The organism is Brevibacterium sp. FAM 24630, from assembly GCF_049804075.1.
Classification (GTDB): Bacteria; Actinomycetota; Actinomycetes; order Actinomycetales; family Brevibacteriaceae; genus Brevibacterium.
Genome location: NZ_JBNBZD010000011.1, coordinates 42,831 through 68,077 on the forward strand (window position 1 = coordinate 42,831; position 25,247 = coordinate 68,077).

Sequence of the window (25,247 nt, forward strand, 5' to 3'; positions counted from 1 at the left end):
GCCGGCGCGGCCGGGCGGCAAGGACACCATGAGTCGGTCTGCCGACGCGGCCGGGCGGAGGCGGATCGACAATGGGATCGCCCGTATCGAATGTGAAACAGACCGCCAACACATCTGATGTCAGACGTATACTGGAGGCTCGGCAAAGAACCAACGGCAGAAGGTGCTCATGACGGAGGCGACAGCGGGCGATCGGAAGGTGACGACCTCCGACAGGATCAAGGATCTCATCCTCTCAGACGGACTGAGCCCCGGGGACCTCCTGCCCACCGAAGGCGAGCTGTGTTCCCGCCTCGGTGTCTCTCGATCGAACGTGCGCGAAGCCATCCGCAAACTCTCCACCCTCGACATCGTCGACGTCCGCCACGGGCACGGCACCTACGTCGGCGAGATGACCCTCGAGGCACTGGTCGAAGCCCTCGTCTTCCGCGGAGTGCTCAGCCCCGGTGACGACCTCGACGCGCTGCGCGATGTCGTCGAGGTCCGCAAGGCCCTCGACCATGGAATGTCCGAGCAGATCGTCAACGCCATGCGGGGAACTTCGAATCCGGATCTGCGGGCCCTGGTCGATGAGATGACCGCGCTGGCCGACGCAGGCAAGACTTTCCCGCACCAGGATCGCGCCTTCCACACAGGGCTGCTCGCTCAGCTGAGCAACTCGCTCGTCGGCCAACTCGTCGCAGCGTTCTGGGACGTCCACACCGCAGTGCTGCCGAAGCTCAACGTTGCGGTGGCCGCTGATCTGAAGCAGACGGCGGAAGCGCACGGACTCATGCTTTCCGCGGCGGAATCCGGGGACGCCGAGGCCTTCCGCGCCGCGATCACTGCCCACTACGAGCCGATCATGCGCGCCCTCGAGAAGAAGTGATTGACTGAGGACATAGAACTGTACTCGGGCGAAGACGTCGAAGCAGACTCACGACATCGCAGCGGATGCCGAAACCGAAGGAGACCTCATGGAAGTTGTCATCGCTGATGAGCACACGCTGGCCGGGCTGGCCGCGGACGCGATCGAGTGTCTGCTGCGCGAGCAGACCGCGCCGGTCCTCGGGCTCGCGACCGGATCGAGTCCGCTGCGCATCTACGATGAGCTGGCTCGGCGCCACGACAGTGAGGGCCTGTCCTTCGCCCACGCCCAGGCGTTCATGCTCGACGAATACGTCGGCATCGCCGCTGACCACCCGGAGCGCTACCGCAATGTCATCGATACGGAGATCGCAACCCGCGTCGACTTCGCCGAGGGGGCAGTCCACGGTCCCGACGGAACCGCAGATGACTTGGCGGCCGCCTCGGCGGATTATGAACGGATGATCGCCGAGGCTGGCGGAATCGACCTGCAGATCCTGGGCATCGGCACCGACGGCCACGTCGCGTTCAACGAACCCGGATCCTCACTGGCTTCGCGGACGCGGGTGAAGTCACTGACGAATCAGACGCGGGTCGACAATGCGCGGTTCTTCGACGGCGATGTCGAGCAGGTGCCGAAGCTGTGCCTGACGCAGGGGATGGGGACGATCATGGAGGCCAAGCACCTCATGCTCATCGCCACCGGCGGGAACAAGGCCGAGGCCGTGCATCAGATGGTCGAGGGGCCGATCTCGGCGATGTGGCCGGCGACCGTACTGCAGATGCATCAGCACGTTACGGTGATGCTCGACGACGCCGCGGCCTCGCGGCTGCAGCTCGGCGACTACTATCGCCACGCGTACGAGAGCAAGCCTGCCTGGCAGAATCTCTGAACAGGGCCGGCCTTCGACCGCTCGGCAGAGCCTGTGAGAGCCCTGACCCCGGTCAGAATTCTCCGCTCAGCCTTCTACGCTCAGCCCTTTCCGCTCAGCTTTCGAGCGCCTCGGCGAACCATGAGGTGATCGTGGTGGGGTGAGTGATCGCGGTTCCCACGACGACCGCATCGGCGCCGGCTTCATGCGCGGCCGCCGCATGGGCGGGGGTGTGGATCCGGCCTTCGGCGACGAGCATCGCAGGCAGCTCGGCGGAACGGATCTCGCTGATGAGTTCGAGGTCGGGGCCGTCGCTCGGTACGCGCTCGCCCGAGTACCCTGCCAAGGTGGTGCCGACGATGTCGGCTCCGGCCTCAGCCGCGGCGCAAGCATCGTCGAGACTGCCGCAATCGGCCATGACCAGGGCGTTCGTCTGTTCGTGGAGACGTGAGACGGTCTCGACCAGGCTCAGCCCGTCCGGCCGCTCCCGCCGGGTTCCGTCGATGGCGACGATGTGGGAACCGGCCAGCGCCACGGCATAGGCGTGCTGGAACGTCGGGGTGATGACGACCCCGTCCCTGCCGTCCTTCCACAGTCCGATGACGGGCACCTCGACGGCTGAGCGGGAGGCCTGAATGTCGCCGAGACCCTGCACGCGTACGGCCGCCGCACCGCCGGCCACCGCTGAGGCCGCGATCTGCGCCATCGTGATCGGATTCCGCATCGGCTCACCCGGATAGGCCTGCACGGACACGATGAGTCGTCCGCGCAGCGCATCGAGGATCTCGATCTTCGAGAGCATCAGTGAGTCTCTTCCTTCTCGTCGCTCCGTGGGACTCGTTCGGTGTGCCGCGGCATCGGTCCAGCACCCCACAGCCCGGCCGCACCGATGAGGGCGGCATCCTGCCCCAACTCTGCCTTCCGCAGCTCGACCTCGGCGGTGGCGGGGATGAGTTCGACGGTCATGGCCTCGCACAGGGGTGCCCACCACGTGTCGTCCATATCGGCCAGACCGCCGCCGATGACGACGACCTCGGGGGAGAGGACATTGACGATCCCGCCGAGCGCCGCGCCCAAGGCTCGTGCGCCCGTGTCGAAGGCACGCACGGCAAGTGTATCTCCCGCCGAGGCGGCCGCCGCCAATTCGCGAGTGCTGGCAGGGACGGACGGTGAAGGCCTCACGGCCGAGGCGTGAGAGGAAGCAGGGGGCAGAGTTGCGGAAGCAGGGGAGGAAGTTCCGGAAGCAGACGACAAAGATGTGGAAGCACGGAAGGAAGATGCGGAAGCGGGGGAGGAAGATCCGGAGGCCGCAACTGCCGCCGAGGCCGATGAGGCCGGTGAGTCGTCGCCTCGCAGGAGTCGCTGATAGGTGGCGAGGATCGCCGGGCCCGAAGCGATCGCTTCGAGGTGCCCGGTCCCGCCGCACGGGCAGAGCAGCCCGGCCGCGGCCGAAGATGGCACATGCCCGATATGTCCGGCTGCCGAATTCCGACCGGTGAGCAGACTCCCGCTGATGATGGCCCCGCCGCCGATGCCGGTCCCTGCCGCAACGAGCAGCGAACTGCTCATGCCGCGGGAGGCGCCGGCAGCAGCCTCACCGAGGGCATGGGCGTGGACATCGTTGACGGCCCGCACCGGCTGTCCGGTGCGGGATTCGAGCTCGGCGGTCAGCTCGGTGCCGGCCCAGCCGGCCAACGACTCCGTCGCCGAGACCACAACACCGGTCGCAGGGTTGATCACCCCGGCCGAGGCAACGCCGGTCCGCCAGTCGAGGTCGACCGAAGAACGTGCCACACGGGCCGAATCGCCACCGACCGAGCCCGCATCGGCCAGTCCGCTGCCGGCGGCCGAGTCGGCCGCACGGGAAGCCTGCGCTTCCGCGATGACGGCGGCGACCACCTCGGAGACGGTGTCGAGCACCGCCGCCGCCCCCTCGGCTGCGGGCGTCGGCACGCCGCGCACATGCCTGAGCACGCCGCCGATGACGGAGCCGGCACGGATCTTCGTGCCTCCGATGTCGACGGCGACGGTGGCGGGCAGTGTCACAGCAGCCCTGCGGCGCTGACGAGCATGCGGACCTTCTCAGCCTCTGCGGCATTGAGCGACTCCATCGGCTCGGCCATCGTGTTCGAGGAGATGACGCCCATGAGCTGCAGCGCGGTTTTGAACCCGCCGAGACCCGCTGCGCCGGCCGACACCCGCCCCGGGGTCGCCGCGCCGGTGATGTCGAAGAGTCGGGCCACACGATCCTGCTCGGCGACCACGGTCGACCAGTCGCCGGACTTCGCCGCGTCGAAGATGCGCACGTAGCCGGCGGGGTCGACGTTGCCGAGGCCGGGGACGATTCCCGCCGCACCGCCGAGCATGGCCCCGTCGGTGACGACCTCGTGTCCGGTGAACACGGCAAAGTCCGGCAGGTGCTTCGTTGCCAGCAGCAGGCGACGGAAGCCCACGTCGTCACCGGAGGAGTCCTTGACTCCGGCGATGACGCCTTCCTCGGCGAGACGGACGAGGACGTCGAGCGGCATCTTCATATGCGTGCGCACGGGCACGTCGTAGGCGAAGACCGGCACGCTGACATGGGCGGCGATTGACCGCAGATGGCGCTCGACTTCGGCCGCGTCGGACAGCGCGTAGAACGGAGTCGTCACGACGGCGGCGTCCCCGCCGATGGCCAGCAGTCGGTCGGCTTCCTCGAGCACACGGACCGTCGTCTGTTCGCTGATGCCCACGAGCACGGGCACCCGCCCGGCCGCGGCCTCGAGTGCGGTTTCGAGCACGAGGTCACGTTCGGCATTGGAGAGGTAGGGGACCTCGCCCGAGGATCCGAGTACGAAGATGCCGTGCACGCCGCCTGAGATGAGGTGATCGACGAGGGCGGCGAGTCCCGCCCGGTCGATGTCGCCGCCCGCGGTGCGCGGGGTCAGCAGCGGGGGGATGATTCCGTGGAAGTCAGTCATGGTCGTGTCCTTGCTTGTCGTTCGTTTTGACTGCCGTCGAGGCGGCCCTCGAATCGGTCGGATGCGATCCGATCGACGGGGCCGAGTTCGCGGTGGCCGCGGAGGCGGCGACCGCCTCGGCGGGGTTGGTGGGGACCCTGCGGGTGTAGGCGGCGCGCTTGGCGTAGATCGTCAGCGGCAGCACATCGTGGCCGCTGCGGGGGCCGAAGGTGCCGGTGAGCAGCGAGATGAGGTAGCCGAAGATCATGGCGCCGATGAAGGCGACCGTGGAGACCGCGAACGGGGTCAGTCCGGCCCGTTCCTGGACGAACCAGGCCAGTCCTGCACCGACGACGAGCCCGGCGAGCACACCGGAGGTGTTCGCGCGTTTGGTGAAGATGCCGAGTGCGAAGACGCCGGCGAGCGGGACGCCGAAGAGCCCGGTGATGGACAGGAAGAGATCCCAGGTCTGGGCCTGATCGGTTGCCGAGAGGTAGAGCGCGACGGACACGGACAGGACGCCGACGATGACGATGACGGCGCGGGAGAAGCCGACGCCGGTGCGGGCCTGGCCGGTCTTGGGCGGGAAGAAGCGGTCGCGGATGTCCACGGTCACGCATGCGGAGATCGAATTGAGGCTCGAGGAGATCGTCGACTGTGCGGCGGCGAAGATCGCGGCGATGAGCAGTCCGGAGACTCCTGCCGGCAGCGCGGTGACCGCGAAGTACGGCACGAGCGCCGAGGTGTTGAACCCCTCGGGCAGGGCCTGCGAATGCTTGTAGAAGCTGAAGAGAACGGTGCCGATCCCGTAGAACAGGGGGATCGTCAGCAGGGCGAGGAAGCCGTTGACGATGAGCGAACGTGCTGTCGACTTCGGCGAATCCGTGGTCTGGTAACGCTGGACGACGTCCTGGCTTGCCGTGTACTGATGCAGGTTGTTGAAGACTGAGCCGAGGAAGACGATCGGGATCGCCGCGGCGGCCCCGCCGAACTTCCAGTTGTCTGCGGAGATGAACTTGTCGTTGGCGGCGGCGTCAGTGACCACGGTGGCCAGGCCCCCGTCGAGGGCCATGATGCCGAAGACGAGGATGACGGCAGCGCCGACGAGGAGGATGATGCCTTGGACGACGTCGGACCAGATGACGCCTTCGATGCCGCCGAGGAAGGTGTAGACGACCGAGAGCACGCCGACGGCTCCGGCGACCAGCGCTGGGTTGATGTCGGTGACCGAGCTGATGGCCAAGGTCGGCAGGTAGATGACGATGGCGACGCGGCCGATGTGGAAGAGGACGAAGAGAACCGAACCGATCACGCGGATGCTTGGACCGAAGCGCTCCTCGAGATACTCATAGGCGGTGGTGACATCGAGCTTGCGGAAGAAGGGGATGTAGAAGATCACCAGCAGCGGGACGATCGCGAAGATCGCGATATTGCCGGCCGCATAGGACCAGTCGGCGAGAAAGGCCTGCTCGGGCGTGGACATATAGGTGATCGCCGACAGCGTCGTCGCATAGATCGAGAAACCTGCCGCCCATGCCGGGATCCGTCCGCTGGCCTTGAAGAACTCCTCTGTTCCTCCGCTGGCTCGCCGGGTGAACCAGACCCCGATGCCGAGGGTGGCCAAGAGGTAGATGATGATCACGGCCCAGTTGAGGCCGCCGAGTCCCGGAGCGTCCATGCTCCCTCCTCACGTGAAGTTCGTAGGGGACCGGTGAGAGCGTCGAGTCCCGACTGACACATAGGACGTCTGATGTCCTATGTTATGAATCTACGGGAATGTGCGGTACGGCACAACCCTCGCCGAGGCGGCAGCTCGGTTTCGCAGGAAGGCGCACCGGGCGATCGTGCCGTGGAGGTCCTGGTGGGGCGCGAGTTGCTCAGTCGTGGGGGACGTGGACGTCGATGGTCAGTTCCGGCTTCGTCTGCGGGCGTTCGTCCGCGGGGAACGAGTCGACGATCTGATCGACGAAAGGCTGGAGGAAGAGGCGGCCCATCTGGCGGACCATGACGGTGACGACCTGCTCGACGCGATCGCGATCCGTCGAGGCGAGCCCACTCGAGCGCATGGAATCGACGCTCTGACGTGAGAGCCGGGAGAGGCGAGTGATGAGAGTGCGGGACTCGGGATCTTCGAGGAGCTCGCGACGCAGATAGCTGACGATCAGCGGATACTGCTCCAGCATGCGCGCCACCGCTGCATCACGGACGGTCGCGTCCGCCACGGAATCGTGCGCGGCGGCATCGGCGCCGGCGATCGCGGACTCGAACAGGTCGACGATCCAACTCTCCACTGCTTCACGCAGCCCGTCTTTGGACCCGAAGTGGTGGGAGATCAGCCCGATCGCCACACCCGCCTCGGCGGCGATGGCGCGCAAGGGGGTCCCGGTGAAGCCGAAGCTCGCGAACTGATGCAGAGCGGCATTGCGGATGCGGGCGCGGCTGGTCAGGTCCGCTGCCGCGGGGTCGGCTTGCGTGGGAGCCGCTGCCGCTTGTGGGGGAGCCGCAGCTGCGGGGGTCGCCGAATCGGGGAATTCGGAATCGGCGTCGGCGTCTCTGCTGCCCGGATGCGGCGGCACCCTCATGTCTTCACCCCTGTCGTCGGCGTCCATTCTCGCAGACCTCTTCCAGCCTCGATCTGCCGTAAAAGTATTGAACGTTCTTTCAATATCCTATACATTCATTCAAAAGCGCGGAACGGATTCGACTGAAGGGCTCTGGATGACTGACCACGATCCACTCACCGGGATCACGGTGATCTCGCTCGCGATCAATCTGCCGGGGCCGCTTGCCGCCGCGCGGCTGAGCGCTCTCGGTGCCGACGTCATCAAGGTCGAGCCTCCGAGCGGTGACCCCCTCGATCAGACGGTCCCCGAGTACTACGGTCAACTGACCGCAGGGCAGGAGATCCGCACCATCGATCTCAAGGAGGCGGCGGGAGTCAAGGAACTCGAGACGCTCGTGGCCGGCGCCGACATCCTGCTCACCTCCATGCGGCCACGGGCCGCAGCCGCGCTCGGACTGCCTCAGCTCGTGGACAAGCATGGGCTCGTCCACGTTGAGATCGTCGGGTTCGCCGGCGACCGCGCCGATGTGCCCGGACACGACCTCACCTATCAGGCCGCGCATTCCACCCTCGTCCCCGGAACCATGCCCACCGTGCCGGTCGCCGATGTCCTCGGCGGCGAGCACGCCGCGCTGCGGGCGCTTGCCGGACTGCGGCGGCTCGAAGCCAAACGCGCCTCCGGTCAGGACGCCGGCGGAATCGTCGAACGCGTCGTCCTCGACGAGGCGGCCGGATGGGCGGCCGGACCGGCACGGCACGGATTGAGCTCACCGGGGGCCATCCTCGGCGGGGGACTGCCCGTGTATCGGACGTATGCCACGGCCGACGGACATGTCGCGGTGGCCTGCCTCGAACCGCATTTCGCGAAGGCCCTGGCATCGCTGCTCGGATCCGATCATGAGGAGCTCGAGCGGGCCTTCGTCGCCGAGTCCACCGCGCATTGGATGGCGTTCGCCGACGAACATGATCTGCCGATCGAGACGGTCGCACTGGGCTGAGGCCCCGGCAGCTCGGATTCGCCCAAGCGCCGGCAATGAGGCCACCTCGGCAATATCGGCACCTCGGCAGCGCAGCTGCCCCAGCGAAAGCGGCCCCTCGGCAATCACGACCACTCGGCCACAACGGCCACTCGAAGAGACGATGGCACACCACAGACAGGAGACGAAGCAATGATTCTCGACGGATACCGCGGCGCGTGGGAGAACCAGGAAACGGACGATCTGCGTGATCTGGCGCGCGGATTCATCGCAAAGGAGATCGTGCCGAACGAAGCCCGCTTCGCCGAGCAGAAGCAGGTCGATCGCGAATTGTGGAACCGCGCCGGAGACGCCGGTCTGCTGTGCGTGTCGATTCCCGAGGAGTACGGCGGCGGAGGCGGCACCTTCGCTCATGAAGCCGTCCTCCTCCAGGAGCAGGGATTCGTCGGCGACACCGCGTGGGGCAACAGCGTCCACTCGACGATCAACGCCCACTACATCAACGCCTTCGGCACCGAGGAGCAGAAGCAGAGGTGGCTGCCGCGCATGGCCACGGGCGAGCTCGTCTCGGCCATCGCGATGACCGAACCAGGCACCGGCTCCGACCTGCAGAGCGTGAAGACCCGGGCCGTGCGCGACGGCGACGACTACGTCATCAACGGGGCGAAGACGTTCATCACCAACGGCACCCACGCCGACCTCGTCATCATCGTGGCGCGCACAAGCGATGAGCCCGGGGCGAAGGGGCTCTCGCTCATCGTCGCCGAGGTGGCCGACCTGCCCGGGTTCTCCCGTGGCCGCGTACTCGACAAGGTCGGCCTGCACGGGCAGGACACCCGCGAGCTGTTCTTCGAGGACATGCGAGTCCCGTCCGAGAACGTCCTCGGCGGGACGGAGGGTCGCGGCTTCCTCCAACTCATGCAGCAGCTGCCGCAGGAGCGCCTGGCCATCGCCGTCGGCGGTGCGGCGACCGCGGAGTTCGCCGTCCGCGAGGCGGTCGCCTACGCGAAGGACCGCGAGGCCTTCGGTCGGTCCATCCTCGACTTCCAGAACACGAAGTTCGTCCTCGCCGAATGTGCGACGGAAGCGCTGTCCGTGCGCACCTTTGCTGACCATCTCACCAGCGAACACATCGAGGGAACGCTGACGACCGAACGGGCCTCGGCCGGAAAGTACTGGGTCACGGACGCCCAGAACCGCGTCGTCGACCGCTGCCTGCAGATCTTCGGCGGGTACGGATACATGCTCGAGTACCCGATCGCCCGCCTCTACGCCGATTCGCGCGTGCAGAAGATCTACGGCGGCACGAACGAGATCATGAAGGAACTCATCGCCCGCGGACTGTGATCGGCAATCGCGAGTAGTGACCATCGCCCGCGGACTGTGATCGGGCCGCCTCGGCGAGGGGATCTGCCTGTGTGCCCCCTCAAGGCCGGAAGGGCGGGGATATGGGAAGATTGAAGGCGTGTCGAAAGTACTTGAGATCCTGACCCCGGACGGGCTGCCGCCGCTGCCTGAGAAGCCCGGCGTCTCCTACATCATGCCGGTGCTCAACGAGGCCGAGCACATCCGGCAGGCGATCACGACGATCCTGTCCCAGGACTACGACGGGGACAAGGAAGTCGTCCTCGCGCTCGGACCCTCGACCGACGACACGAACGCCATCATCGAGCAGATGGCCGCCGCCGATCCGCGCATCCAGACGGTCGACAATCCGCGGGCCGCGACGCCCATCGGGCTCAATCTCGCCTTCGCCGCGACCCGTCACGAGGTCATCATCCGCGTTGACGCGCACTCCGGCCTCAACCCCCAATACACACAGCAGGCCATCGACACCCTGCGCGAGACCAGAGCCGCGAACTGCGGCGGACTCATGCTTGCCCGCGGCAAGACCGCCTTCCAGAAAGCCGTGGCCCGTGCCTACATGTCCCCGGTCGGACTCGGCGGGCCCGCGTACCATTCCGGCGACGAAGCCCAGGAAGCCGAATCCGCGTACCTCGGCGTCTACCGACGTGAGGTCTTCGAAACCCTCGGAGGCTTCGACGAGGGCATCAAACGCGGCCAGGACTGGGAACTCAACCTGCGCATCCGCACCGCCGGTGGCCGCATCTGGTTCAACCCGGACATGCAGGTGACCTACTGGCCGCGCGGAACCTGGTCGAAGATCGCTCAGCAGTTCTGGGCGACCGGAATCTGGCGGGCCGAACTCATCCGCCGCTACGGCGGGCAGAACTCGATCCGCTACTTCGCCCCGCCGGTGCTCGTGCTCGGCATGGGGGCGGCGGTCATCGAAACCCTGCTCCAGCTCAGCGGCACGACGAAGAAGTGGCCGAAGTTCCTCCGCCGTTTCACCTCCCTGATCCACGTGCCGAGCTTCGGCTACATCGCCGGCATCCTGGCAACCGCCTCGGCGGCGAAGGACTGCGGCCGCAGGGAACGGTTCTGGTTCGGCATCGTCCTGCCGACCATGCACCTGTGCTGGGGTGCCGGATTCCTCAAGGGCCTGGTCACCGGGGCCGGCACGACGGAGGACAGCAGCCGATGAGCAAGAAGAAGCCGAGCAGGAAGCAGCGCAGCGGAATCGACAAGGACCGCTACGGCCGTGGCCTCACCGACCCGCTGCCGGCCGTCGATCCCGAATCCAATGAGCGCACCCCCGTGCCGGATCGGCCGGAGCCGAAGAAGTTCTACGCACCCCTGTGGGCCGGCGGAATCGTCGTCCTCCTCGTTCTCGGCGTGTTCCTCTTCAACGTCTTCGGCTCGAAGGACCAGCTCACCGTCGATTCCCTCAACCCGCCGGCCGTCGCCGCGCTCGACGGCGGATCCGCGGTGTACCCGGCGAACTCGAAGATCGCCTTCACCGAGAACGTGAAGTTCGGTTACCTGCCCGCCCCGACCCTGACCGCGCTGGGCGACGGGACGATCGTCGCCGCGAACCCCGAGACGGCGACCGAGCAGATGGGCCTGAAGAAGGACCTCGACGAGATCACCGTCGACGAATTCCGTGATGCCTCGATCACGCCTCCGCGCAAGGACACGCAGGCCGGCGAGACCATCACCTGGGATGACCTCGTCGGCGAGGTCGGCGGCGACACCGTCTTCCTGCCCGCCATCGATTCCGCCGAGGTGGCCGAACCGGCCTTGAAGACCATCACCGAGGCGGGGCTCGAGGAATCGACGATTGTGCGCACCGATGACGCCGAGGTGGCCCGTGCCGCCGCCGATGCCGGTGTCGATGCGATGTTCACCGGAGACTACTCCGGAAGCTCACCCGAGGACCTCGGCCCGGCCGGCTACACCGCAGTGGCGGTGAAAGCAGACGCGGCGGCGGACTGGACCGAATCGGACCTCGCCGTATGGGTGACCGGAGTCAAGGACAAGAAGGAACTCGAGACTCTCGCCGATGCCGGTGCCGTCGGCGCCCTGAGCACGAACCCATACAAGGTTCTGCCCTCCGAAGTGAAGTCCGACTGAACGTGCAGCTGGGGCGGACAGCCGCCTCGGCGCATTGCCGTTGACAACCCCGACGATGACACCCTGACGAAGAAGGAGACGCCATGACACAGCCCATCGGAAACCCCTCACACATCGGCAACCTGGACGCGAGCCAGCTCGGACCGCAGCCGACCTACCTGCCTGAGGATCACCCGGATGTGGACGCGAAGAAGCGCATCGACGCCGGTGAGGAACCCATCGACGTCGCCGCAGCGCTGCCGGCCTCCTCCCTGGCCTGGGCCGAACTCGCCGATGAAGCCCACCAGGAGGGTCGCCTCGTCGACGCCTATGCCTACGCCCGCGTCGGTTACCACCGCGGACTCGACGCCCTGCGCGCCGCCGGATGGCGCGGCGCCGGCCCGATCCCGTACTCGCACGAAGTCAACCGCGGATTCCTCCGCGCCCTCTACGCGCTCGGCCGTGCCGCCGGTGCGATCGGCGAAGGCGAAGAAGCCGCGCGCATTGAGGAATTCCTCCGCTCGTCTGACCCGAGCGCCGCCGAAGCCATCGGCAAGGGGGAGTAGGCCCGCCCGACCCCGTCGGACACATCGGTCTCCGTGGCGCGTGAGCAAACGCACCACGGAGACCGATTGTGCTTGTCGGTGGGGCGGCGTAGAACTATATGAATGGGTAATACTTCCGAGACGGTCATGACAGCTGAGCAGCGCAAGATCCTTGCAGTGATGCTCGTCCCGATGTTCATGTCGCTGCTGAGCGTCTCGATCGTCAACGTCATCCTGCCCGATATGCAGCGCTCGATCGGCGCCTCGAACTCGGCGATCCAATGGGTGCTCTCCGGCTACACGCTGGCCTTCGGGGTGTTCCTCGTCGCGGCGGGCCGTGCCGGTGACCTCTTCGGCCGGGGCAGGCTCTTCGTCCTCGGCGTCAGCGTCTTCGCGCTCGGATCCCTCATCGCCGGGCTCTCGCCCGACCCGCTGATCCTCAACATCGCCCGCGTCGTCATGGGCGTGGGCTCCGGGCTGCTCAGCCCGCAGGGTGTGGGGATGCTCCAGCAGTACTTCCACGGCAAGGTGCGCGGTCGCGCCTTCGGGATGTTCGGCACGATCGTCGGCGTCTCCGTGGGCATCGGACCCGTCCTCGGCGGTGGGCTCATCGCTGTGCTCGGCGAGGAGTGGGGTTGGCGTTCGGCGTTCCTCATCAACGTCCCGATCGCTCTGGCCGCGATCATCCTCGGCCGCTTCTGGCTGCCGAAGAGTGCGTGGGTCGGGTCCGGCACCGAGACCGAACCGCACACCCGCAAGCGCGCGGACTTCGACCCGGTCGGCCTCGTGCTGCTTGCCGTCGGCACTCTGCTCATCATGCTCCCCTTCCTCGAGCGCAGCGCAGGAGCCTGGATCTACGCTCTCGTGCCCGTCGGTGCGCTCATCGTCGTCTTCTGGGTGCGCTGGGAGAACCGGTATGCCCGCCGAGGCGGATCACCGATGGTCGACATGCAGCTGTTCCGGACACGCAGCTTCGCCTATGGGGCCTCGCTGACGTCCATGTATTTCGTCGGTATGCCCGGCATCTGGGTCATCGTGGCGCTCTACCTGCAGAACGGTCTCGGGTTCCCCGCCCTCCATGCCGGCCTCATCGGTCTGCCTTCGGCGCTGCTCTCGGCCATCGCCGCACAGGCCGCCGGCCGTGTCGTGCTCACCTTCGGACGGAAGATGGTCGTCCTCGGGGTCGGAATCGGTCTCACCGGGGTCGTCGCCTCGGCGCTCCTCGTGCTGGCCCACGAGTCCTGGGGAGTCAGCATCTGGTGGCTGCTGCTCACGCTCGGGATCACCGGCCTCGGGCAGGGCATGGCGATCAGCCCGAATCAGACGCTCACGCTCGCCGAGGTCCCCGTCGACTACGCGGGCAGCTCCGGCGGCGTGATGCAGACCGGGCAGCGGGTGGGTACGGCCATCGGCATCGCGATCGTCACCGCCGTGTTCTTCGTCGTCCAGCCGCTGGCCGGGTACGGCGCGGCCATCGTCGCCGGTTTCGGGTTCATCGCCCTGGTCATCGTCTTCGCCGGAGTCATCGGCATCATCGACCTGGCCCGCGGGCGGAAGAAGGACCGGCGGGAGAACGAGCCCGTGCGAGCGTAAGGCGACAGGACGGCGTCGTCACCGGAAGTAGCGACGGATCGTCCTGTTCCACGGGTTGGCCGGCAGCTCGGGGTTGAGCAGCGAGGCACCGACGCAGTACTTGCTCACCTTGTGTTCGCGGATGCCTGCCTGCTGGAGCAGATCGTCCCAGATGCTCACTCCGCCGGCGCTCTTCGTCTCGACGAGCACATCGCGCGGCCCGCCATGGGACCGTCTGCCGTTGCGGGCCTCGATATCGAGATCGCAGGTCAGCCGTTGGTGATCGTGAGTGAGTGTCACCCGATCGTAGACGGTCTCGAGCACCGGAGTGAGATCCGCGGCGGTGTACCGCGGTCGGGCCGAGGCCTCGGTCCTCGTGTCGAGGACGGAATCGACGAAGTTCTGTCCGCTTCCGGTCAGCTCCAGGGGCCGATCGAACGGGTGGGCGATGCGCTGCTTGACCGTCTGCCCTCGGTATCCCTTCGACTTCACTTCGAGGTGGCTGGTACCGGAGTCGACATACGTGCGGGTGCGGACCTTGAACCGTTGGCGCCGGCCCTGCACATGATCGCGGAAGAACCGGAATTCGGGAGTATCGAAGTACACGGTCCGGTACTCGAAACGATGCTTCCCAGCGATCTCGAGGACCTTGAAGTCATCCTCGGTGGCGGTGAGCAGCTGCAGGAACAGCTCCCGCGGCACGAAGTACTTCCGGTCCACACGCGTCATCAGCCGAGCCTGAGCGTTGAGCTCGTCGAGGCTGATCGGCTCCATGCCCGCCAACTGGGCGTCGATGGCCGCTAGATCCGCGGGCACCGCGCCGGTCTGGATCCCGGTGTCGACCCCGGCGTTGATCCCGGTCTCGAGCACGGTGTCGGTCGGTGTCTCGGGCGTGACCCCGATTCCGGTCTCGTGTTCGGATTCGGTCAATGTGCGCATCTCAGCGCACCTCGGACGTGGTCGAATCCGGCATCCATGCCACGGCTCCGGTTCGCTGGGAATCGGCGGCCGCCTCGGCGCGGGTGGTCGTGGCGGACTTGCGGGCAGGCTTGGCGGTGTAGCGGACATCGACGAGCGTGGTGTCGCGGACCATATCGATGTCGAGGACTTCGACGCGCACGGTCTCGGCGGCGAAGACGTCCTTGAGATAGGCGATGAGCTCGTTGCGGTCGGTGATCGCACGGTCGACGGTGAAGGTGTGACGGTGCGTCGACGACGCGACCAGCGGGCTGTCGAGGATCGCGATGGCGAGGATGACCAGCAGCGACAGCAGCGGGGTCAGCCACATCGGCTCCGGGTGCAGACCGGCGAGCAGACCGAGGGCCAGGGCGGTGAAGTAGTAGGCGATCTCCTGCTGCGTGATCTGATCCGAGCGCAGACGGATGATCGAGAGGATGCCGAACAGGCCCATGCCCAGACCGACGCCGACCTCGACCGAACCCAGCGCCGAGGTGACCGCGACGACGCCGATGTTGAGCGCAACATAGGACAGCAGCAGATCGCGACGGCGATGCCGGCGGAAGTACAGAACGTAGGCGAGCACGAAGATCGCGATGAGATCGGTGGCCAGAGCAATGGCGAATGACATGTTTCCTCCTTGATGTGTTCATTCACCACATTGCTAGCCGAGATTAAGATGATGATGAGGAGAAGATGAGAGTCTTCACATCTTCGGCACACGTAGCCGGTAGCCGACCCCGCGGACGGTCTCGATCGCGTCCCGACCCAGCTTCTCCCGCAGGTAGCGGACATAGACATCGACGACATTCGAACCGGGATCGAAGTCGAGCCCCCACACACGGCTGAGCAGCTGGGCGCGACTGAGCACTTGATCCGGATGCTTGAGGAAGACCTCGAGGAGCGTGAACTCCCGCGAACTCAACTCGATCGCCTGATCCCCGACCAGGGCCCGGCGGGTGCGGATGTCCACGGCGACGTCACCGGCGCGCAGCACCGTGGCCTCCTGCGCCTCGGCCGGTCGCAGCCGGAGCCGCACCCGGGCCAGGAGCTCATCGAAGGCGAAGGGTTTGCGCATATAGTCATCGGCCCCGCCCGACAGCCCGGCCACGGTGTCCTCGATGGACTCGCGGGCGGTGAGGATGATGACGGGCAGGTCATGACGTTCGGCGCGGATCATCCGCAGCACGCTGAAGCCGTCGAGGCCGGGCAGCCCCAGGTCGAGGATGACGAGGTCGAAACCGCCGCTGCGGACGAACTCGACGGCCATATGTCCGTCATCGGCGACCTCGGTGGCGAAGCCTTCGGCGGCGAGCCCCTTGGCGACGAACGAAGAGATGCGGTCCTCGTCCTCGACGATGAGAATGCGTGTCAACGGCTGTCTCCTTCTGTGCGGTGCCACGGCAGGGTGAGAGTGAACAGGGCGCCTTGGCCGGCAGCGGACCTCACGCTCACATTACCGTCATGGGCGCGGGCGATGCGGTCGACGATCGTCAGACCCAGCCCCGTGCCCTTGCGACCGCCACGGCTCGTCGACGCCGTGGCGAAGCGGTCGAAGATGCGCTGCTGGTCCGAGGCGGCGATGCCGGCCCCGGTGTCACGGACCCACAGGTGCACACTGTGCTCGTCGAGGCGGCCTCCGAAGGCGATGGTGTCCTCGGGCGTCGTGTGGTCGACGGCGTTCGCGGCCAATTGGAGCAGCGCCTGCGTGAGGCGCTCATCGTCGACGAGGCCGAAGCCCTCGGGTGCTGCGTCGATGATCCAGTTGCGCGGGGCCAATGCGCTGGCCTTCGAGAAGCTGCTGATGACGAGGTCCATGAGGTCGGTGTTCGTGCGGTCGAGGAAGTCCGGTCGTTCGCTGCGGGCAAGCATGACGAGATCGTCGACGAGGCGGGACATCCGCTGGAGCTCGTCGTCGACGAGTTCCAAGGTGTTCTGCCGGTCCACGGGATCATCGCCCATGACCTGAAGATGGCCGCGCACGACCGTGATCGGGGTCCGCAGCTCGTGGCCGGCATCGTCGAGCAGCTGGCGTTGGCCCTCGAAAGCCGCCTCGAGCCGGTCGAGCATCCGGTTGAAGGTGAGACTGAGCTGGGCGACGTCGTCATTGCCGGTGACCTCGATGCGGCGGTCGAGTTCGTCCTCACCGATGCCCGCGGCGGTCTCCCGCAGACGCCTGATGGGTTCGAGGACCCGCCCGGCGACGACCCAGCCGAGGAGTCCGGCGGCGATGAGCGCGACTACGGCCACCCAGATCATCGTCCAGATCGTCGTCCACGCCTCGTCGAGGTCGTCGGCGAGAAACTCGATGACGACGAGCTGAGCATGCTGCGGCTGCCCTTCGATCTCGACGGGGACGACCGCATAGGCGACGGGCCCGGCCGCGGTCTTCAGCTCCCCGGATGTCGGGGTCTTCGCCTTCGCCGCGGCGGCGACGAACTGGGCATCCTGATCGAGGCGCAGCGGTGGGGTGTCGGCGCTGCGTTGGTCCTCTTTGCCGTCGATGATGGAGAAGAAGGTCTCCGTGTGCTCGGGCAGGTTGTTCTGCAGATGACTCGTCATGAGCGCCCGCACCGAGGCATAGGGGTGGCCGTCGGTCGGGTCGGGTTTGGACGCGAACTCACGGAACTTCGCGACCTCGTGTTCGAGTTCGGCATCGGCATGGGCGCGGACCCCCGCGAGCTCGGCCCGAGCCGTGGTCACGACGATGATGGAGACCGCGACGGTGAGCACGAGCATGATCCAGGCCAGAATCCGGGTGCGGGCGGTGATTCCCTCACGCCGATCAGTCGTCGTCATCGTCGTCATCATCATCATCGTCGTCGTCGGCGTCGTCCGCATCGTCGGCATCGTCATCATCGAGGTCGTCGTCATCGTCGTCGAGCTCATCGTCGTCATCGTCGAGGTCGTCATCGTCGCCGGCCGAACGCGGTGGGGCGGGGGTGATGCGGTCGGCGCCTCCGGGACGATCGGAGGACGGCGAACTCGGTCCGGTGGAGGGCTCGGTCGATGGTTCGAGAGTCGGTTCGGTCGACGGGTCGTCGGAGCCGGAACCCGGCGCCGAGGTGTCGGAGGGGACGATGACCGGCGGGCCGAGCTCGGTGCCGTCGTCATCGATCGACTGTTCGAGAGCGAACCATGCGAGCGCGGCGAGCACCACCGTGCCGATGACCATCAACCAACCGAATCGCCCCATGCCACCAGTATGGTCGAACCGGCGCCCGGTGTGCCGGGTGAAGCGATGAGAATGCTCTCATCCGGTGCTCGGAGGCGGCGAGTGAGCCGGGGAGCAGCAGGTGCGCCGGGCATCGCCGTGTTCGGACGGTGTCAGAACAGTCCGCCGACCCACAGGCCGAATCCGGCCGCGGCGGTGGCGAGGACGAGCGTGCCGAGCCCGCTGAGCAGGCTCGAGCCCCATCTGCGTTCCTCGATGAGGCTGATGGTCTCGAAACTGGCGGTCGAGAACGTCGTATAGCCGCCGAGGAATCCGGTCCCGAGCACGAGATGCCAGCCTTCCGGCAGCAGGTTCGCCCCGGCCAGGCCGGTGAGGACCCCGAGGACGAGCGAGCCGGAGACGTTGATGAGCAGCGTGCTCCACGGCGTCGACCGTGGGCTCCACGCCTTGTAGGCGCCGTCGAAGAGCATGCGCACCGCGGCGCCGAGACCCCCGGCCACGGCGATGACGATGAAGAGCGGCGCGGTCACCGGACGCCTCTGTTCGCTCGCGTTGACGCGACCGCGATCCCGGCCCAGGTGGCGAGCCCGCCGATGACGACGGTGCCCAGACCGTAGGCCAGCCCCGCCCCGATCCGACCATCGCCGAGGAGGCTCGCCGTATCCGTGGCCAGCGCACTGTAGGTCGTGAACCCGCCCATGAAGCCCGTGCCGACCATGATCCGGACCGTCCGCCGCAGTCCCGCATCGGGGCCGAGCCGGGACAGACCGGACAGGAGGAGGCCGAGGCAGAACGCGCCGAGGAGGTTGATCCCGAGGATCGCCACCGGAATCCCCGCCCGGTCGGCCACGACGAGGCCGATCGCCTCCCGGGCGGCGGTGCCGAGGCTGCCGCCGATGACGGCCAGCCCCAGAGAGGGCAGACGCAGATGGAGGGGGCGGATTTCGGCCATGGATACTCCTACCTTTCGGGCATGCTGACGCCGGTCGAGGTAGGGACTGTTGTCGGCAGCCCGATATCCGAGATGCGGAATCAGGAACCCGAGGTTGGGTACGGCGAGCCCCACCGCCGTGACGCGTGGGCGTCGCCCCCATTCTGCCATAGGCCGCCGGTGGCTCTCGGGACCGTGGGGCTGTGCCGAGGCGCTCGAGCAGGGGCATCAGTCCTGGGTATGATGCGGGCACCTCGGGGCTCGCACTAGCATGAGCCCCATGAGCAACCGAGAGTCGAGGGCACCCGCCCGCGAGAGTGAACTGCGGCAGGGAGACCCCGATCGGTTCGACCGCGTGCGCGGCTACCTCGCCGCACGCCCATGGATCGCCGATTCCCTGCTCTGGGCACTTCCGCTCGCATCCTTGGCCGTCATCTCCGCCGTCGGCACGGCCAAGCCGAACACCCTGACCTCCATGCCGGTGCCCGTCCACGCCGCGATCGCCCTGCTCCAGACCGTGCCGCTGGCCCTGCGTCGGACGACACCGCTGCTGAGCACGATGGTCATTGCATTCGGCTGCCTGCTCAGCGTGCTCACGATGATCGGACCGAACTTCGGCATCGTCGCCGTTCCGCTCACCGTCTACTCGACAACCGCCTGGGGCACCCGCACCCACGGTCGGATCGCGCTCTGCCTCGGCCTCGTCGGGGCGCTGCTGTTCGGCGGATGGTTCTATCTCGTCTCCCTGCAGGCGACGATCGGACCGGACTCGCACCCCTTGGAGCTCGGGGAGTATCTGCTCATCGCCACGATCGTGGCCCTCTGCGCCGCGATCGTCCTCATCGCCTGGCTCCTCGGCGATGTCGGCTACCGCCGCCGTCGGGAGGTCGAAGGCATCTGGAAGCGCAACCGCCTGCTCGAACGGGAACGCGAATCCGAGACCCGGCTCGCCGCCGATGCCGAGCGGATGCGGATCGCCCGCGAGATGCACGACGTCATCGCCCATTCGCTCTCGGTCATCATCGCCCAGGCCGACGGCGGACGCTACGCGGCGAAGGCCGACCCGAACGCGGCCGTCGAGGTCCTCGAGACGATCGCCCACACCGGACGCGATGCTCTCGCACAGACCCGCTCGCTCCTCGGCTTCCTTCGTTCCGACGATGACGACGCCCGCTCGGCGGCACCGCTGCCGGGAATTGCGGACATCAGGACGCTCATCGCCGATGTGCGATCGGCCGGACTGCCCGTCTCGATCACGGGTGTCGACAGCTTCGAGGAGGAGCTGCTGCCCGATGGTGCCGCGCTCGCGGTCTATCGCATCGTCCAGGAGGCCCTGACGAATGTGCTCAAACACGCCGGCAGCGGTGTTAGGGCACATGTGTCGCTGCAGGTCGACGGTGGCGAACTCGTCACCCGCATCAGCGATGACGGTGCTGGTGGTCCCTCCCAAGCGAGTGCGCACGGCGGCACCTCCGACCAGGACGGGGGCATCCGCGCCCGCGGGCACGGCATCGTCGGCATGAAGGAGCGCGCCGCCCTCTACGGAGGAACCCTGACGGCACGGGCGATCCGGTCGAGGGGAGTCACCGATGGCAAGATCCCCGACAGCGCCTTCGGCACCGCGACCGGTTTCCTCGTCGAAGCGCGCTTCCCGCTGAGCCGCCGTGCGGGCGCCGTCGGCGCTGGCCTGGAGACCGGCACCGACGGTGCGGAACCGAGCAACCGGACTTCCGAGGTGAGCGACCGCGCCCCGGAGGCAAGCGACGGGACTTCCAAAGCGAGCGACCGCGCCCCGGAGGCGAGTAACCCGACCTCGGAAACGAGCAGCCGCACTTCGGAGGCGAGCGACCAAGCCCCGGCACTGAACGACCGCGCCTCGGAGACGAACGACCGCGTCTCAGAGGCGAACTCCGCTGAGAGGAACAGCCGGTGACCGCCGGCAGAGGTCAGGACACCGAATCCGTCCAAGGATGTCGAGACGCCCGGGACTCCCACCATCCTGAGCTGCTGCGGGTCGTCCTCGTCGACGACCAGGCTCTCGTGCGGGCCGGCTTCGCCATGGTCATCGACTCCCAAACGGATATGAGCGTGGCCGGGCAGGCCGGTGACGGCATCGCCGGACTCGACACGGTCCGCCAGGTTCAGCCCGATGTCGTGCTCATGGACGTGCGGATGCCCCGCCTCGACGGCATCGACGCCACCGAGCAGATCCTGGCCCTCGCCGACGAAGGCCACATCCGCACCCCGAAGATCATCGTCCTCACCACCTTCGACGACGATGAGTACGCCCTGCGCGCCCTGCGGGCGGGAGCCTCGGGGTTCCTCCTCAAGGACACCCTCCCCGAGGTGCTCCTCGACTCCATCCGCACCGTCGTCGACGGGGGAGCGGTCATCGCCCCCACCACCACGCGACGCCTGCTCGACAGCGAAATCCTGCCCCACCTCGGCGCGGGGCAGGACGCTTCGCCCACGGCCACCTCGGCGGACTCATCACAGTCCCCGACGCCTGCACAGAACCTGCCCGCGCAGAACCTGCTCGATGCGGACGAGGTCCGGCGCCTCGAATCGCTGACACCGCGGGAGCGGGAGGTGCTCACCCTCATCGCCAAGGGGCTGAGCAACACCGAGATCGGCGAGCGGCTCTTCCTCGCCCAGCCGACGGTCAAGACCCACGTCGGTCGCATCCTCATGAAACTCGAGGTCCGCGACCGAGTGCAGGCCGTCGTCCTCGCCTACGAGGCCGGCCTCGTCGCGCCGGGAAGCTGAGCACCGACTCCGGCACTCATCCCCAGGTATGACTCGGCCCCGCCGAGGCGGCCACCACCTCGGCGAAGACCATCCTCCGGTCCGATGTGCCCAGGTGGGGCGGGCGACGAAGCTGGAGTCATGAATTCCTCACCCACATACACAGACCCCCGACCGGCCCAGACCCCCTACCCGGCACCGAGGCTGGCCATCCAGGCCATCTCGCTGATGAAGACCTACGGTGAGGGGGACGCGAGCGTCCGCCCCCTCGACGACCTGAGCATCGACATCGAGGCCGGGCGATTCACCGCGATCATGGGACCCTCCGGTTCCGGAAAATCGACGCTGCTGAATATGCTCGCCGGCCTCGACACTCCCGATTCGGGCGATGTGATCATCGGCGAGACCCCGATCTCGAAGCTGAGCGACCGGAAGCTCACGGCGATCCGCCGCGACCGCATCGGCTTCGTCTTCCAGTCCTTCAACCTCGTGCCGTCGATGAACGCCGAAGAGAACATCCTGCTGCCCTCCCAACTGTCCGGGAAGAAGCCGGACCGGCAGGTCTTCCGCCGCATGGTCGACCTCCTCGGGCTCGGCGCACGTCTCAAACACCGTCCCCACGAGCTCTCCGGCGGACAGCAGCAGCGCGTCGCCGTCGCCCGCGCACTCGTGTCCCAACCGGACGTCATCGTCGCCGATGAGCCGACGGGCAACCTCGACTCGAATGCCGGCGAAGAGGTGCTGAGCATCCTCCGCTCCTCCGTCGACGAACTGGGGCAGACCGTCGTCATGGTCACCCACGACCCCCGCGCGGCCGCCCGCGCCGACCGTGTCGTCCTCCTCGCCGACGGTCGCCTCGCCGGGGAATTGTCCCAGCCCGACCCCGAATCGGTGGCCACTGCGCTGATGAACGTCACCGCGGCCGCCGGCACCGCAGGCTCCGGCGCCGCACGCTCTGGCACCTCCGGCACCGGCACCTCCGGCACCGGCACCGCCGGTTCGCACGCTGCCAGCTCGCACGCCGCCGGCTCGCACGCCGCCGGACCGGCAGGAACGGCCGCCGACGCGACGACCTTCGGGGGTGCCCGATGATCCGCATCGCATGGTCGAACCTCCGCAGCTCCTCGGGCCGACTCTTCGCCGCGATGATCGCCATCGCCGTGTCCGTGGCCTTCATCGTCGCCGCCCTCCTGTTCTCGCAGGCGTTCGGCGACACGCTCCGCAACCAAGTCCGCGCCGAATGGTCCGGCGCCGACGTCGCCGTCACCGAAACCGAGGCCTCGGACCCCGCAGACGTCGCCGACGGCTCCGCCTCGCTCGACGAATCGCTGACGAAGACCGTCTCCGCGGTCGACGGCGCCTCCAACGCCCAACTCACGCAGACCGGCTACGTCTCCGTGTCCTCCGACAGCGCCGAGGTCACGGGTCGGGTGACGAACCTCCCGCAGGGTCAGGACGAGGTCCTCAAAGGGTCGGAGCCCAGCGCCGATGACGAACTCATGCTGGGCGAGGCCGATGCGAAGACTCTCGGAGTCTCGGTCGGCGATGAACTCAGCCTCAGCGACTTCGACGGTTCCGGCCGCGGCGGTGACGAGGGACCGAGCTTCACCGTCACAGGCATCGCCGCGGGATCCTCCACCTCCGCGGGGCTGACGCTCTATCTCACCGACGCCGGGCTGGCGGCCGCACCGGCCGAGCTCGCCCCCGACGCCATCCGCGTCGTCGCCGACAGCGGAACCGACCGCGAACAGCTCGCCGAGGCGGTCACCGCGGCCGTCGACCGCTCCGGAGCCGGCGACGCGGTCGAGGTCAAAACCGTCGATCAGGTCGTCGAGGAGCAGCTCGAATCCATGTCCGATTCCTCCGACATGCTCTCGACCGTCGGTATCGCCTTCGGCCTCCTTGCCGCCGGCGTGGCCGCCCTCGTCATCTCGAACACCTTCAATGTGCTCGTCGCCTCCCGGACACGGGTGCTCGCCCTCTTCCGCGCCGTCGGCGCCTCACGGTCCCATGTGCGCGGTGCCGCGGTGCTCGAGAGCCTCACGCTCGGCATCGTCGGGTCGGCGTTCGGCATCGGACTCGGTCTGCTCCTCGGCTGGGGGCTGGCCGCGGCCGCGCGGGCGTTCTGGATGCCCGAGTTCGCACAGATGTCCCTTTCGCCGGCGGCGCTCATCACCGGGCCGACGGTCGGCATCCTCGTCACGGTGGCCGCCGGACTCATCCCGGCACTGCGCTCCTCGAGGGTCTCTCCCATCGAGGCGCTGCGTCCCGTCGATGTCCCGGCCGCCGCTCCCCGCTTCCGTTGGGTGCGGGCGACGATCGCCCTCGTGCTCGGCGCGGTCGGGGTCGCCGTCTGCCTGCTCGGTGCCTCCGGTCAGTCCGTGGTCCTCGGCATCCTCGGCTGCTTCGGACTCTTCGTGGCCCTGCTCATCGGCGCTCGCGCCTTCGTGCCGCCGCTGGTGGCAGCCCTGGCCCGGGTGGTCGCCGTGGTGGCCCGGCGCTCGCCGACGGTGAAGCTGGCAGGACGTTCGGCCAGCTCGGCGGGTGGTCGCACCGCCTCGACGACGGGGGCGCTGCTCATCGGCATCACCCTGGTCACGGCCGTGGTCGTCGGCTCGGCGAGCCTGCAGCGCACGCTCGAGCTCGCCACCGCCGAGGACACGCCCGTCGACCTCGTCGTCTCCGGGTCCGCGGACACGGTGACGACGTCCCTCGACGACGCCTCGATCGTCGAGGACCGTGTCGAGGTTCCCGCACCGGCCGCCTCGGTGAGCATCGACGGGCTGGGCGGTTCGGGCGATCTGGCCGTGGCCAGCGCCGAGGATGCCGCAGACTCCCCGGTCATGCGCAGCGACGGCTACGACGTCGACGAGGGAACCGTGCTCATCGACCCCTCGAGCATCGGCCTCGACGAGGGGACTGAGGACATCGACGGCAAGACGGTGACCGTCGACGTCGGCGGTGACACGGTCTCGCTCAAGGCCGTCGGCTCCTACAACGTTCCCCTCGGAACGGCACTGGTCAGTGGGGCCGACGAGGCTCGGATCGTCAAGGCCGCCGGTGGCGACGCCGAATCACAGACCTGGGTGAAGATCGCCGATGATGCCTCCGGCTCTCAGATCGAGGCGCTGACCTCGGAACTCGAGAGCGCTGGGGCGCAGGCCGATGCCGATCCCGCCCAGACCCGGGCGGAGTTCGCTTCGATGTTCCAGGTGGCGCTGACGGTGGTGCTCGGACTGCTGGCCGCCGCGGTGATCATCGCGGTGATCGGTGTGAGCAACACGCTGACCCTCTCGGTGATCGACCGGCGGAGGGAGGGTGCCCTGCTGCGGGCGCTCGGCTTCACGCGTCGGTCGATGTCGCGGATGATCACGATCGAGTCCCTGCTGATGACGGTCATCGCTCTGGTCTTCGGCGGAGCGGTGGGAACGTTCTTCGGCTGGGTGGGAACGGCCTCGATCACCCCGGAGTCGAGCGCCCCGGTGCTCAGTGTTCCGGGCGGGCAGCTCGGTCTCATCGCCGCTGCCGCGATCCTCGCCGCCGTGCTCGCCTCCGCGATTCCGGCCCGCGCCATGTCGCGGATCGTCCCGGCCAAGGGCATGAGTATGGAGTGAGCGCCGGATGCACTGCGCGCCGCGGCCCCGTCGAATTCGGGGCCGCGGCGCGCAGTGT

At 67.6% G+C, this 25,247-nt stretch carries 24 protein-coding genes; 12 read left to right on the plus strand and 12 right to left on the minus strand.

Annotated elements, in window-relative coordinates; all coding sequences use genetic code 11:
* Positions 1-169: 169 nt before the first annotated feature.
* Together ACPUD7_RS10065 and nagB are read left to right on the plus strand one after the other, a co-directional pair.
* A complete protein-coding gene (locus tag ACPUD7_RS10065; RefSeq protein ID WP_135542315.1) occupies positions 170-868 on the plus strand; it encodes a FadR/GntR family transcriptional regulator in 699 nt (232 codons plus the stop codon).
* A gap of 88 nt (positions 869-956) precedes the next feature.
* A complete protein-coding gene (gene nagB / locus ACPUD7_RS10070; RefSeq protein WP_135542312.1) occupies positions 957-1,739 on the plus strand; it encodes a glucosamine-6-phosphate deaminase in 783 nt (260 codons plus the stop codon).
* Between the two features lie 94 nt (positions 1,740-1,833).
* Here nagB and ACPUD7_RS10075 read toward each other — a convergent pair whose 3' ends face one another.
* The 5 genes from ACPUD7_RS10075 to ACPUD7_RS10095 form a co-directional block, all read right to left on the minus strand.
* Positions 1,834-2,520, minus strand: coding sequence for an N-acetylmannosamine-6-phosphate 2-epimerase (locus ACPUD7_RS10075; RefSeq protein WP_425119804.1), 687 nt, complete (start codon positions 2,518-2,520; stop codon positions 1,834-1,836).
* The gene (locus tag ACPUD7_RS10080; RefSeq protein ID WP_425119805.1) at positions 2,520-3,764 is read right to left on the minus strand and encodes an ROK family protein; all 1,245 of its coding nucleotides are present in this window, start codon (positions 3,762-3,764) and stop codon (positions 2,520-2,522) included. The genes ACPUD7_RS10075 and ACPUD7_RS10080 overlap by 1 nt, the downstream gene beginning before the upstream one ends.
* Positions 3,761-4,678, minus strand: coding sequence for a dihydrodipicolinate synthase family protein (locus ACPUD7_RS10085; RefSeq protein ID WP_425119806.1), 918 nt, complete (start codon positions 4,676-4,678; stop codon positions 3,761-3,763). The genes ACPUD7_RS10080 and ACPUD7_RS10085 overlap by 4 nt, the downstream gene beginning before the upstream one ends.
* Entirely contained in the window at positions 4,671-6,335 is a 1,665-nt protein-coding gene (locus tag ACPUD7_RS10090; protein WP_425119807.1) for a sodium:solute symporter, read from the minus strand. Before ACPUD7_RS10090 ends, ACPUD7_RS10085 begins: the two co-directional genes overlap by 8 nt.
* 199 nt (positions 6,336-6,534) lie before the next feature.
* Positions 6,535-7,266, minus strand: a complete 732-nt coding sequence (locus tag ACPUD7_RS10095; protein ID WP_425119808.1) for a TetR/AcrR family transcriptional regulator — start codon at positions 7,264-7,266, stop codon at positions 6,535-6,537.
* A gap of 109 nt (positions 7,267-7,375) precedes the next feature.
* On the opposite strand from ACPUD7_RS10095, the gene ACPUD7_RS10100 reads away from it, so the two are divergent.
* From ACPUD7_RS10100 to ACPUD7_RS10125, 6 genes are all read left to right on the plus strand, one after another.
* Positions 7,376-8,218, plus strand: coding sequence for a CoA transferase (locus ACPUD7_RS10100; RefSeq protein WP_425119809.1), 843 nt, complete (start codon positions 7,376-7,378; stop codon positions 8,216-8,218).
* Between the two features lie 171 nt (positions 8,219-8,389).
* The gene (locus tag ACPUD7_RS10105) at positions 8,390-9,544 is read left to right on the plus strand and encodes an acyl-CoA dehydrogenase family protein (protein WP_425119810.1); all 1,155 of its coding nucleotides are present in this window, start codon (positions 8,390-8,392) and stop codon (positions 9,542-9,544) included.
* Between the two features lie 118 nt (positions 9,545-9,662).
* Complete coding sequence (locus tag ACPUD7_RS10110) at positions 9,663-10,742, plus strand: glycosyltransferase family 2 protein (RefSeq protein WP_425119811.1); 1,080 nt, start codon at positions 9,663-9,665, stop codon at positions 10,740-10,742.
* Positions 10,739-11,671, plus strand: coding sequence for a hypothetical protein (locus ACPUD7_RS10115; protein WP_135542296.1), 933 nt, complete (start codon positions 10,739-10,741; stop codon positions 11,669-11,671). The genes ACPUD7_RS10110 and ACPUD7_RS10115 overlap by 4 nt, the downstream gene beginning before the upstream one ends.
* Before the next feature lie 83 nt (positions 11,672-11,754).
* Positions 11,755-12,216 (plus strand): DUF3151 domain-containing protein, encoded by a 462-nt coding sequence (locus ACPUD7_RS10120; protein ID WP_135542293.1) that lies wholly within the window; start codon positions 11,755-11,757, stop codon positions 12,214-12,216.
* Between the two features lie 102 nt (positions 12,217-12,318).
* Positions 12,319-13,788, plus strand: a complete 1,470-nt coding sequence (locus ACPUD7_RS10125; protein WP_240690094.1) for an MFS transporter — start codon at positions 12,319-12,321, stop codon at positions 13,786-13,788.
* Between the two features lie 18 nt (positions 13,789-13,806).
* On the opposite strand, the gene ACPUD7_RS10130 is transcribed toward ACPUD7_RS10125, so the two are convergent.
* The 7 genes from ACPUD7_RS10130 to ACPUD7_RS10160 form a co-directional block, all read right to left on the minus strand.
* On the minus strand, positions 13,807-14,706 hold the full coding sequence (locus tag ACPUD7_RS10130; RefSeq protein ID WP_240690092.1) for a polyphosphate polymerase domain-containing protein: 900 nt from the start codon (positions 14,704-14,706) through the stop codon (positions 13,807-13,809).
* Position 14,707: 1 nt separating this feature from the next.
* Positions 14,708-15,355, minus strand: a complete 648-nt coding sequence (locus tag ACPUD7_RS10135; protein WP_135542290.1) for a DUF4956 domain-containing protein — start codon at positions 15,353-15,355, stop codon at positions 14,708-14,710.
* A gap of 75 nt (positions 15,356-15,430) precedes the next feature.
* On the minus strand, positions 15,431-16,099 hold the full coding sequence (locus ACPUD7_RS10140; protein WP_135542288.1) for a response regulator transcription factor: 669 nt from the start codon (positions 16,097-16,099) through the stop codon (positions 15,431-15,433).
* Positions 16,096-17,613, minus strand: coding sequence for a sensor histidine kinase (locus ACPUD7_RS10145; RefSeq protein ID WP_425119812.1), 1,518 nt, complete (start codon positions 17,611-17,613; stop codon positions 16,096-16,098). Before ACPUD7_RS10145 ends, ACPUD7_RS10140 begins: the two co-directional genes overlap by 4 nt.
* Positions 17,510-17,920 carry a hypothetical protein gene (locus tag ACPUD7_RS10150; protein WP_425119813.1) on the minus strand — a complete coding sequence of 137 codons (411 nt, stop codon included), beginning with the start codon at positions 17,918-17,920 and terminating at the stop codon, positions 17,510-17,512. The genes ACPUD7_RS10145 and ACPUD7_RS10150 overlap by 104 nt, the downstream gene beginning before the upstream one ends.
* 131 nt (positions 17,921-18,051) lie before the next feature.
* The gene (gene crcB, locus ACPUD7_RS10155) at positions 18,052-18,429 is read right to left on the minus strand and encodes a fluoride efflux transporter CrcB (protein ID WP_425119814.1); all 378 of its coding nucleotides are present in this window, start codon (positions 18,427-18,429) and stop codon (positions 18,052-18,054) included.
* The gene (locus ACPUD7_RS10160; RefSeq protein WP_135542282.1) at positions 18,426-18,851 is read right to left on the minus strand and encodes a fluoride efflux transporter FluC; all 426 of its coding nucleotides are present in this window, start codon (positions 18,849-18,851) and stop codon (positions 18,426-18,428) included. Before ACPUD7_RS10160 ends, crcB begins: the two co-directional genes overlap by 4 nt.
* 259 nt (positions 18,852-19,110) lie before the next feature.
* Between ACPUD7_RS10160 and ACPUD7_RS10165 the strand changes: the two genes are divergently transcribed.
* The 4 genes from ACPUD7_RS10165 to ACPUD7_RS10180 all read left to right on the plus strand — a co-directional run bounded on the left by ACPUD7_RS10165 (position 19,111) and on the right by ACPUD7_RS10180 (position 25,189).
* Positions 19,111-20,763 carry a sensor histidine kinase gene (locus ACPUD7_RS10165; RefSeq protein ID WP_425119815.1) on the plus strand — a complete coding sequence of 551 codons (1,653 nt, stop codon included), beginning with the start codon at positions 19,111-19,113 and terminating at the stop codon, positions 20,761-20,763.
* A gap of 125 nt (positions 20,764-20,888) precedes the next feature.
* Positions 20,889-21,596 (plus strand): LuxR C-terminal-related transcriptional regulator, encoded by a 708-nt coding sequence (locus ACPUD7_RS10170; RefSeq protein ID WP_425119852.1) that lies wholly within the window; start codon positions 20,889-20,891, stop codon positions 21,594-21,596.
* Positions 21,597-21,716: 120 nt separating this feature from the next.
* Positions 21,717-22,667, plus strand: a complete 951-nt coding sequence (locus ACPUD7_RS10175; RefSeq protein ID WP_425119816.1) for an ABC transporter ATP-binding protein — start codon at positions 21,717-21,719, stop codon at positions 22,665-22,667.
* Positions 22,664-25,189, plus strand: a complete 2,526-nt coding sequence (locus ACPUD7_RS10180; RefSeq protein ID WP_425119817.1) for an FtsX-like permease family protein — start codon at positions 22,664-22,666, stop codon at positions 25,187-25,189. Before ACPUD7_RS10175 ends, ACPUD7_RS10180 begins: the two co-directional genes overlap by 4 nt.
* Positions 25,190-25,247 lie beyond the last annotated feature (58 nt).

Coding starts and splice junctions, on each gene's coding strand:
- ACPUD7_RS10085 (WP_425119806.1), bottom strand. CDS start 4,678: ATGACTGACTTCCACGGAATCATCCCCCCGCTGCTGACCCCGCGCACC.
- ACPUD7_RS10145 (WP_425119812.1), bottom strand. CDS start 17,613: ATGAGCTCGACGACGATGACGACGACCTCGATGATGACGATGCCGACG.
- ACPUD7_RS10100 (WP_425119809.1), top strand. CDS start 7,376: ATGACTGACCACGATCCACTCACCGGGATCACGGTGATCTCGCTCGCG.
- ACPUD7_RS10170 (WP_425119852.1), top strand. CDS start 20,889: ATGGTCATCGACTCCCAAACGGATATGAGCGTGGCCGGGCAGGCCGGT.
- ACPUD7_RS10160 (WP_135542282.1), bottom strand. CDS start 18,851: ATGGCCGAAATCCGCCCCCTCCATCTGCGTCTGCCCTCTCTGGGGCTG.
- ACPUD7_RS10090 (WP_425119807.1), bottom strand. CDS start 6,335: ATGGACGCTCCGGGACTCGGCGGCCTCAACTGGGCCGTGATCATCATC.
- ACPUD7_RS10075 (WP_425119804.1), bottom strand. CDS start 2,520: ATGCTCTCGAAGATCGAGATCCTCGATGCGCTGCGCGGACGACTCATC.
- ACPUD7_RS10115 (WP_135542296.1), top strand. CDS start 10,739: ATGAGCAAGAAGAAGCCGAGCAGGAAGCAGCGCAGCGGAATCGACAAG.
- ACPUD7_RS10165 (WP_425119815.1), top strand. CDS start 19,111: ATGAGCAACCGAGAGTCGAGGGCACCCGCCCGCGAGAGTGAACTGCGG.
- nagB (WP_135542312.1), top strand. CDS start 957: ATGGAAGTTGTCATCGCTGATGAGCACACGCTGGCCGGGCTGGCCGCG.
- ACPUD7_RS10095 (WP_425119808.1), bottom strand. CDS start 7,266: ATGGACGCCGACGACAGGGGTGAAGACATGAGGGTGCCGCCGCATCCG.
- ACPUD7_RS10175 (WP_425119816.1), top strand. CDS start 21,717: ATGAATTCCTCACCCACATACACAGACCCCCGACCGGCCCAGACCCCC.
- ACPUD7_RS10065 (WP_135542315.1), top strand. CDS start 170: ATGACGGAGGCGACAGCGGGCGATCGGAAGGTGACGACCTCCGACAGG.
- ACPUD7_RS10150 (WP_425119813.1), bottom strand. CDS start 17,920: ATGGGGCGATTCGGTTGGTTGATGGTCATCGGCACGGTGGTGCTCGCC.
- ACPUD7_RS10105 (WP_425119810.1), top strand. CDS start 8,390: ATGATTCTCGACGGATACCGCGGCGCGTGGGAGAACCAGGAAACGGAC.
- ACPUD7_RS10130 (WP_240690092.1), bottom strand. CDS start 14,706: ATGCGCACATTGACCGAATCCGAACACGAGACCGGAATCGGGGTCACG.
- ACPUD7_RS10120 (WP_135542293.1), top strand. CDS start 11,755: ATGACACAGCCCATCGGAAACCCCTCACACATCGGCAACCTGGACGCG.
- ACPUD7_RS10135 (WP_135542290.1), bottom strand. CDS start 15,355: ATGTCATTCGCCATTGCTCTGGCCACCGATCTCATCGCGATCTTCGTG.
- ACPUD7_RS10125 (WP_240690094.1), top strand. CDS start 12,319: ATGGGTAATACTTCCGAGACGGTCATGACAGCTGAGCAGCGCAAGATC.
- ACPUD7_RS10180 (WP_425119817.1), top strand. CDS start 22,664: ATGATCCGCATCGCATGGTCGAACCTCCGCAGCTCCTCGGGCCGACTC.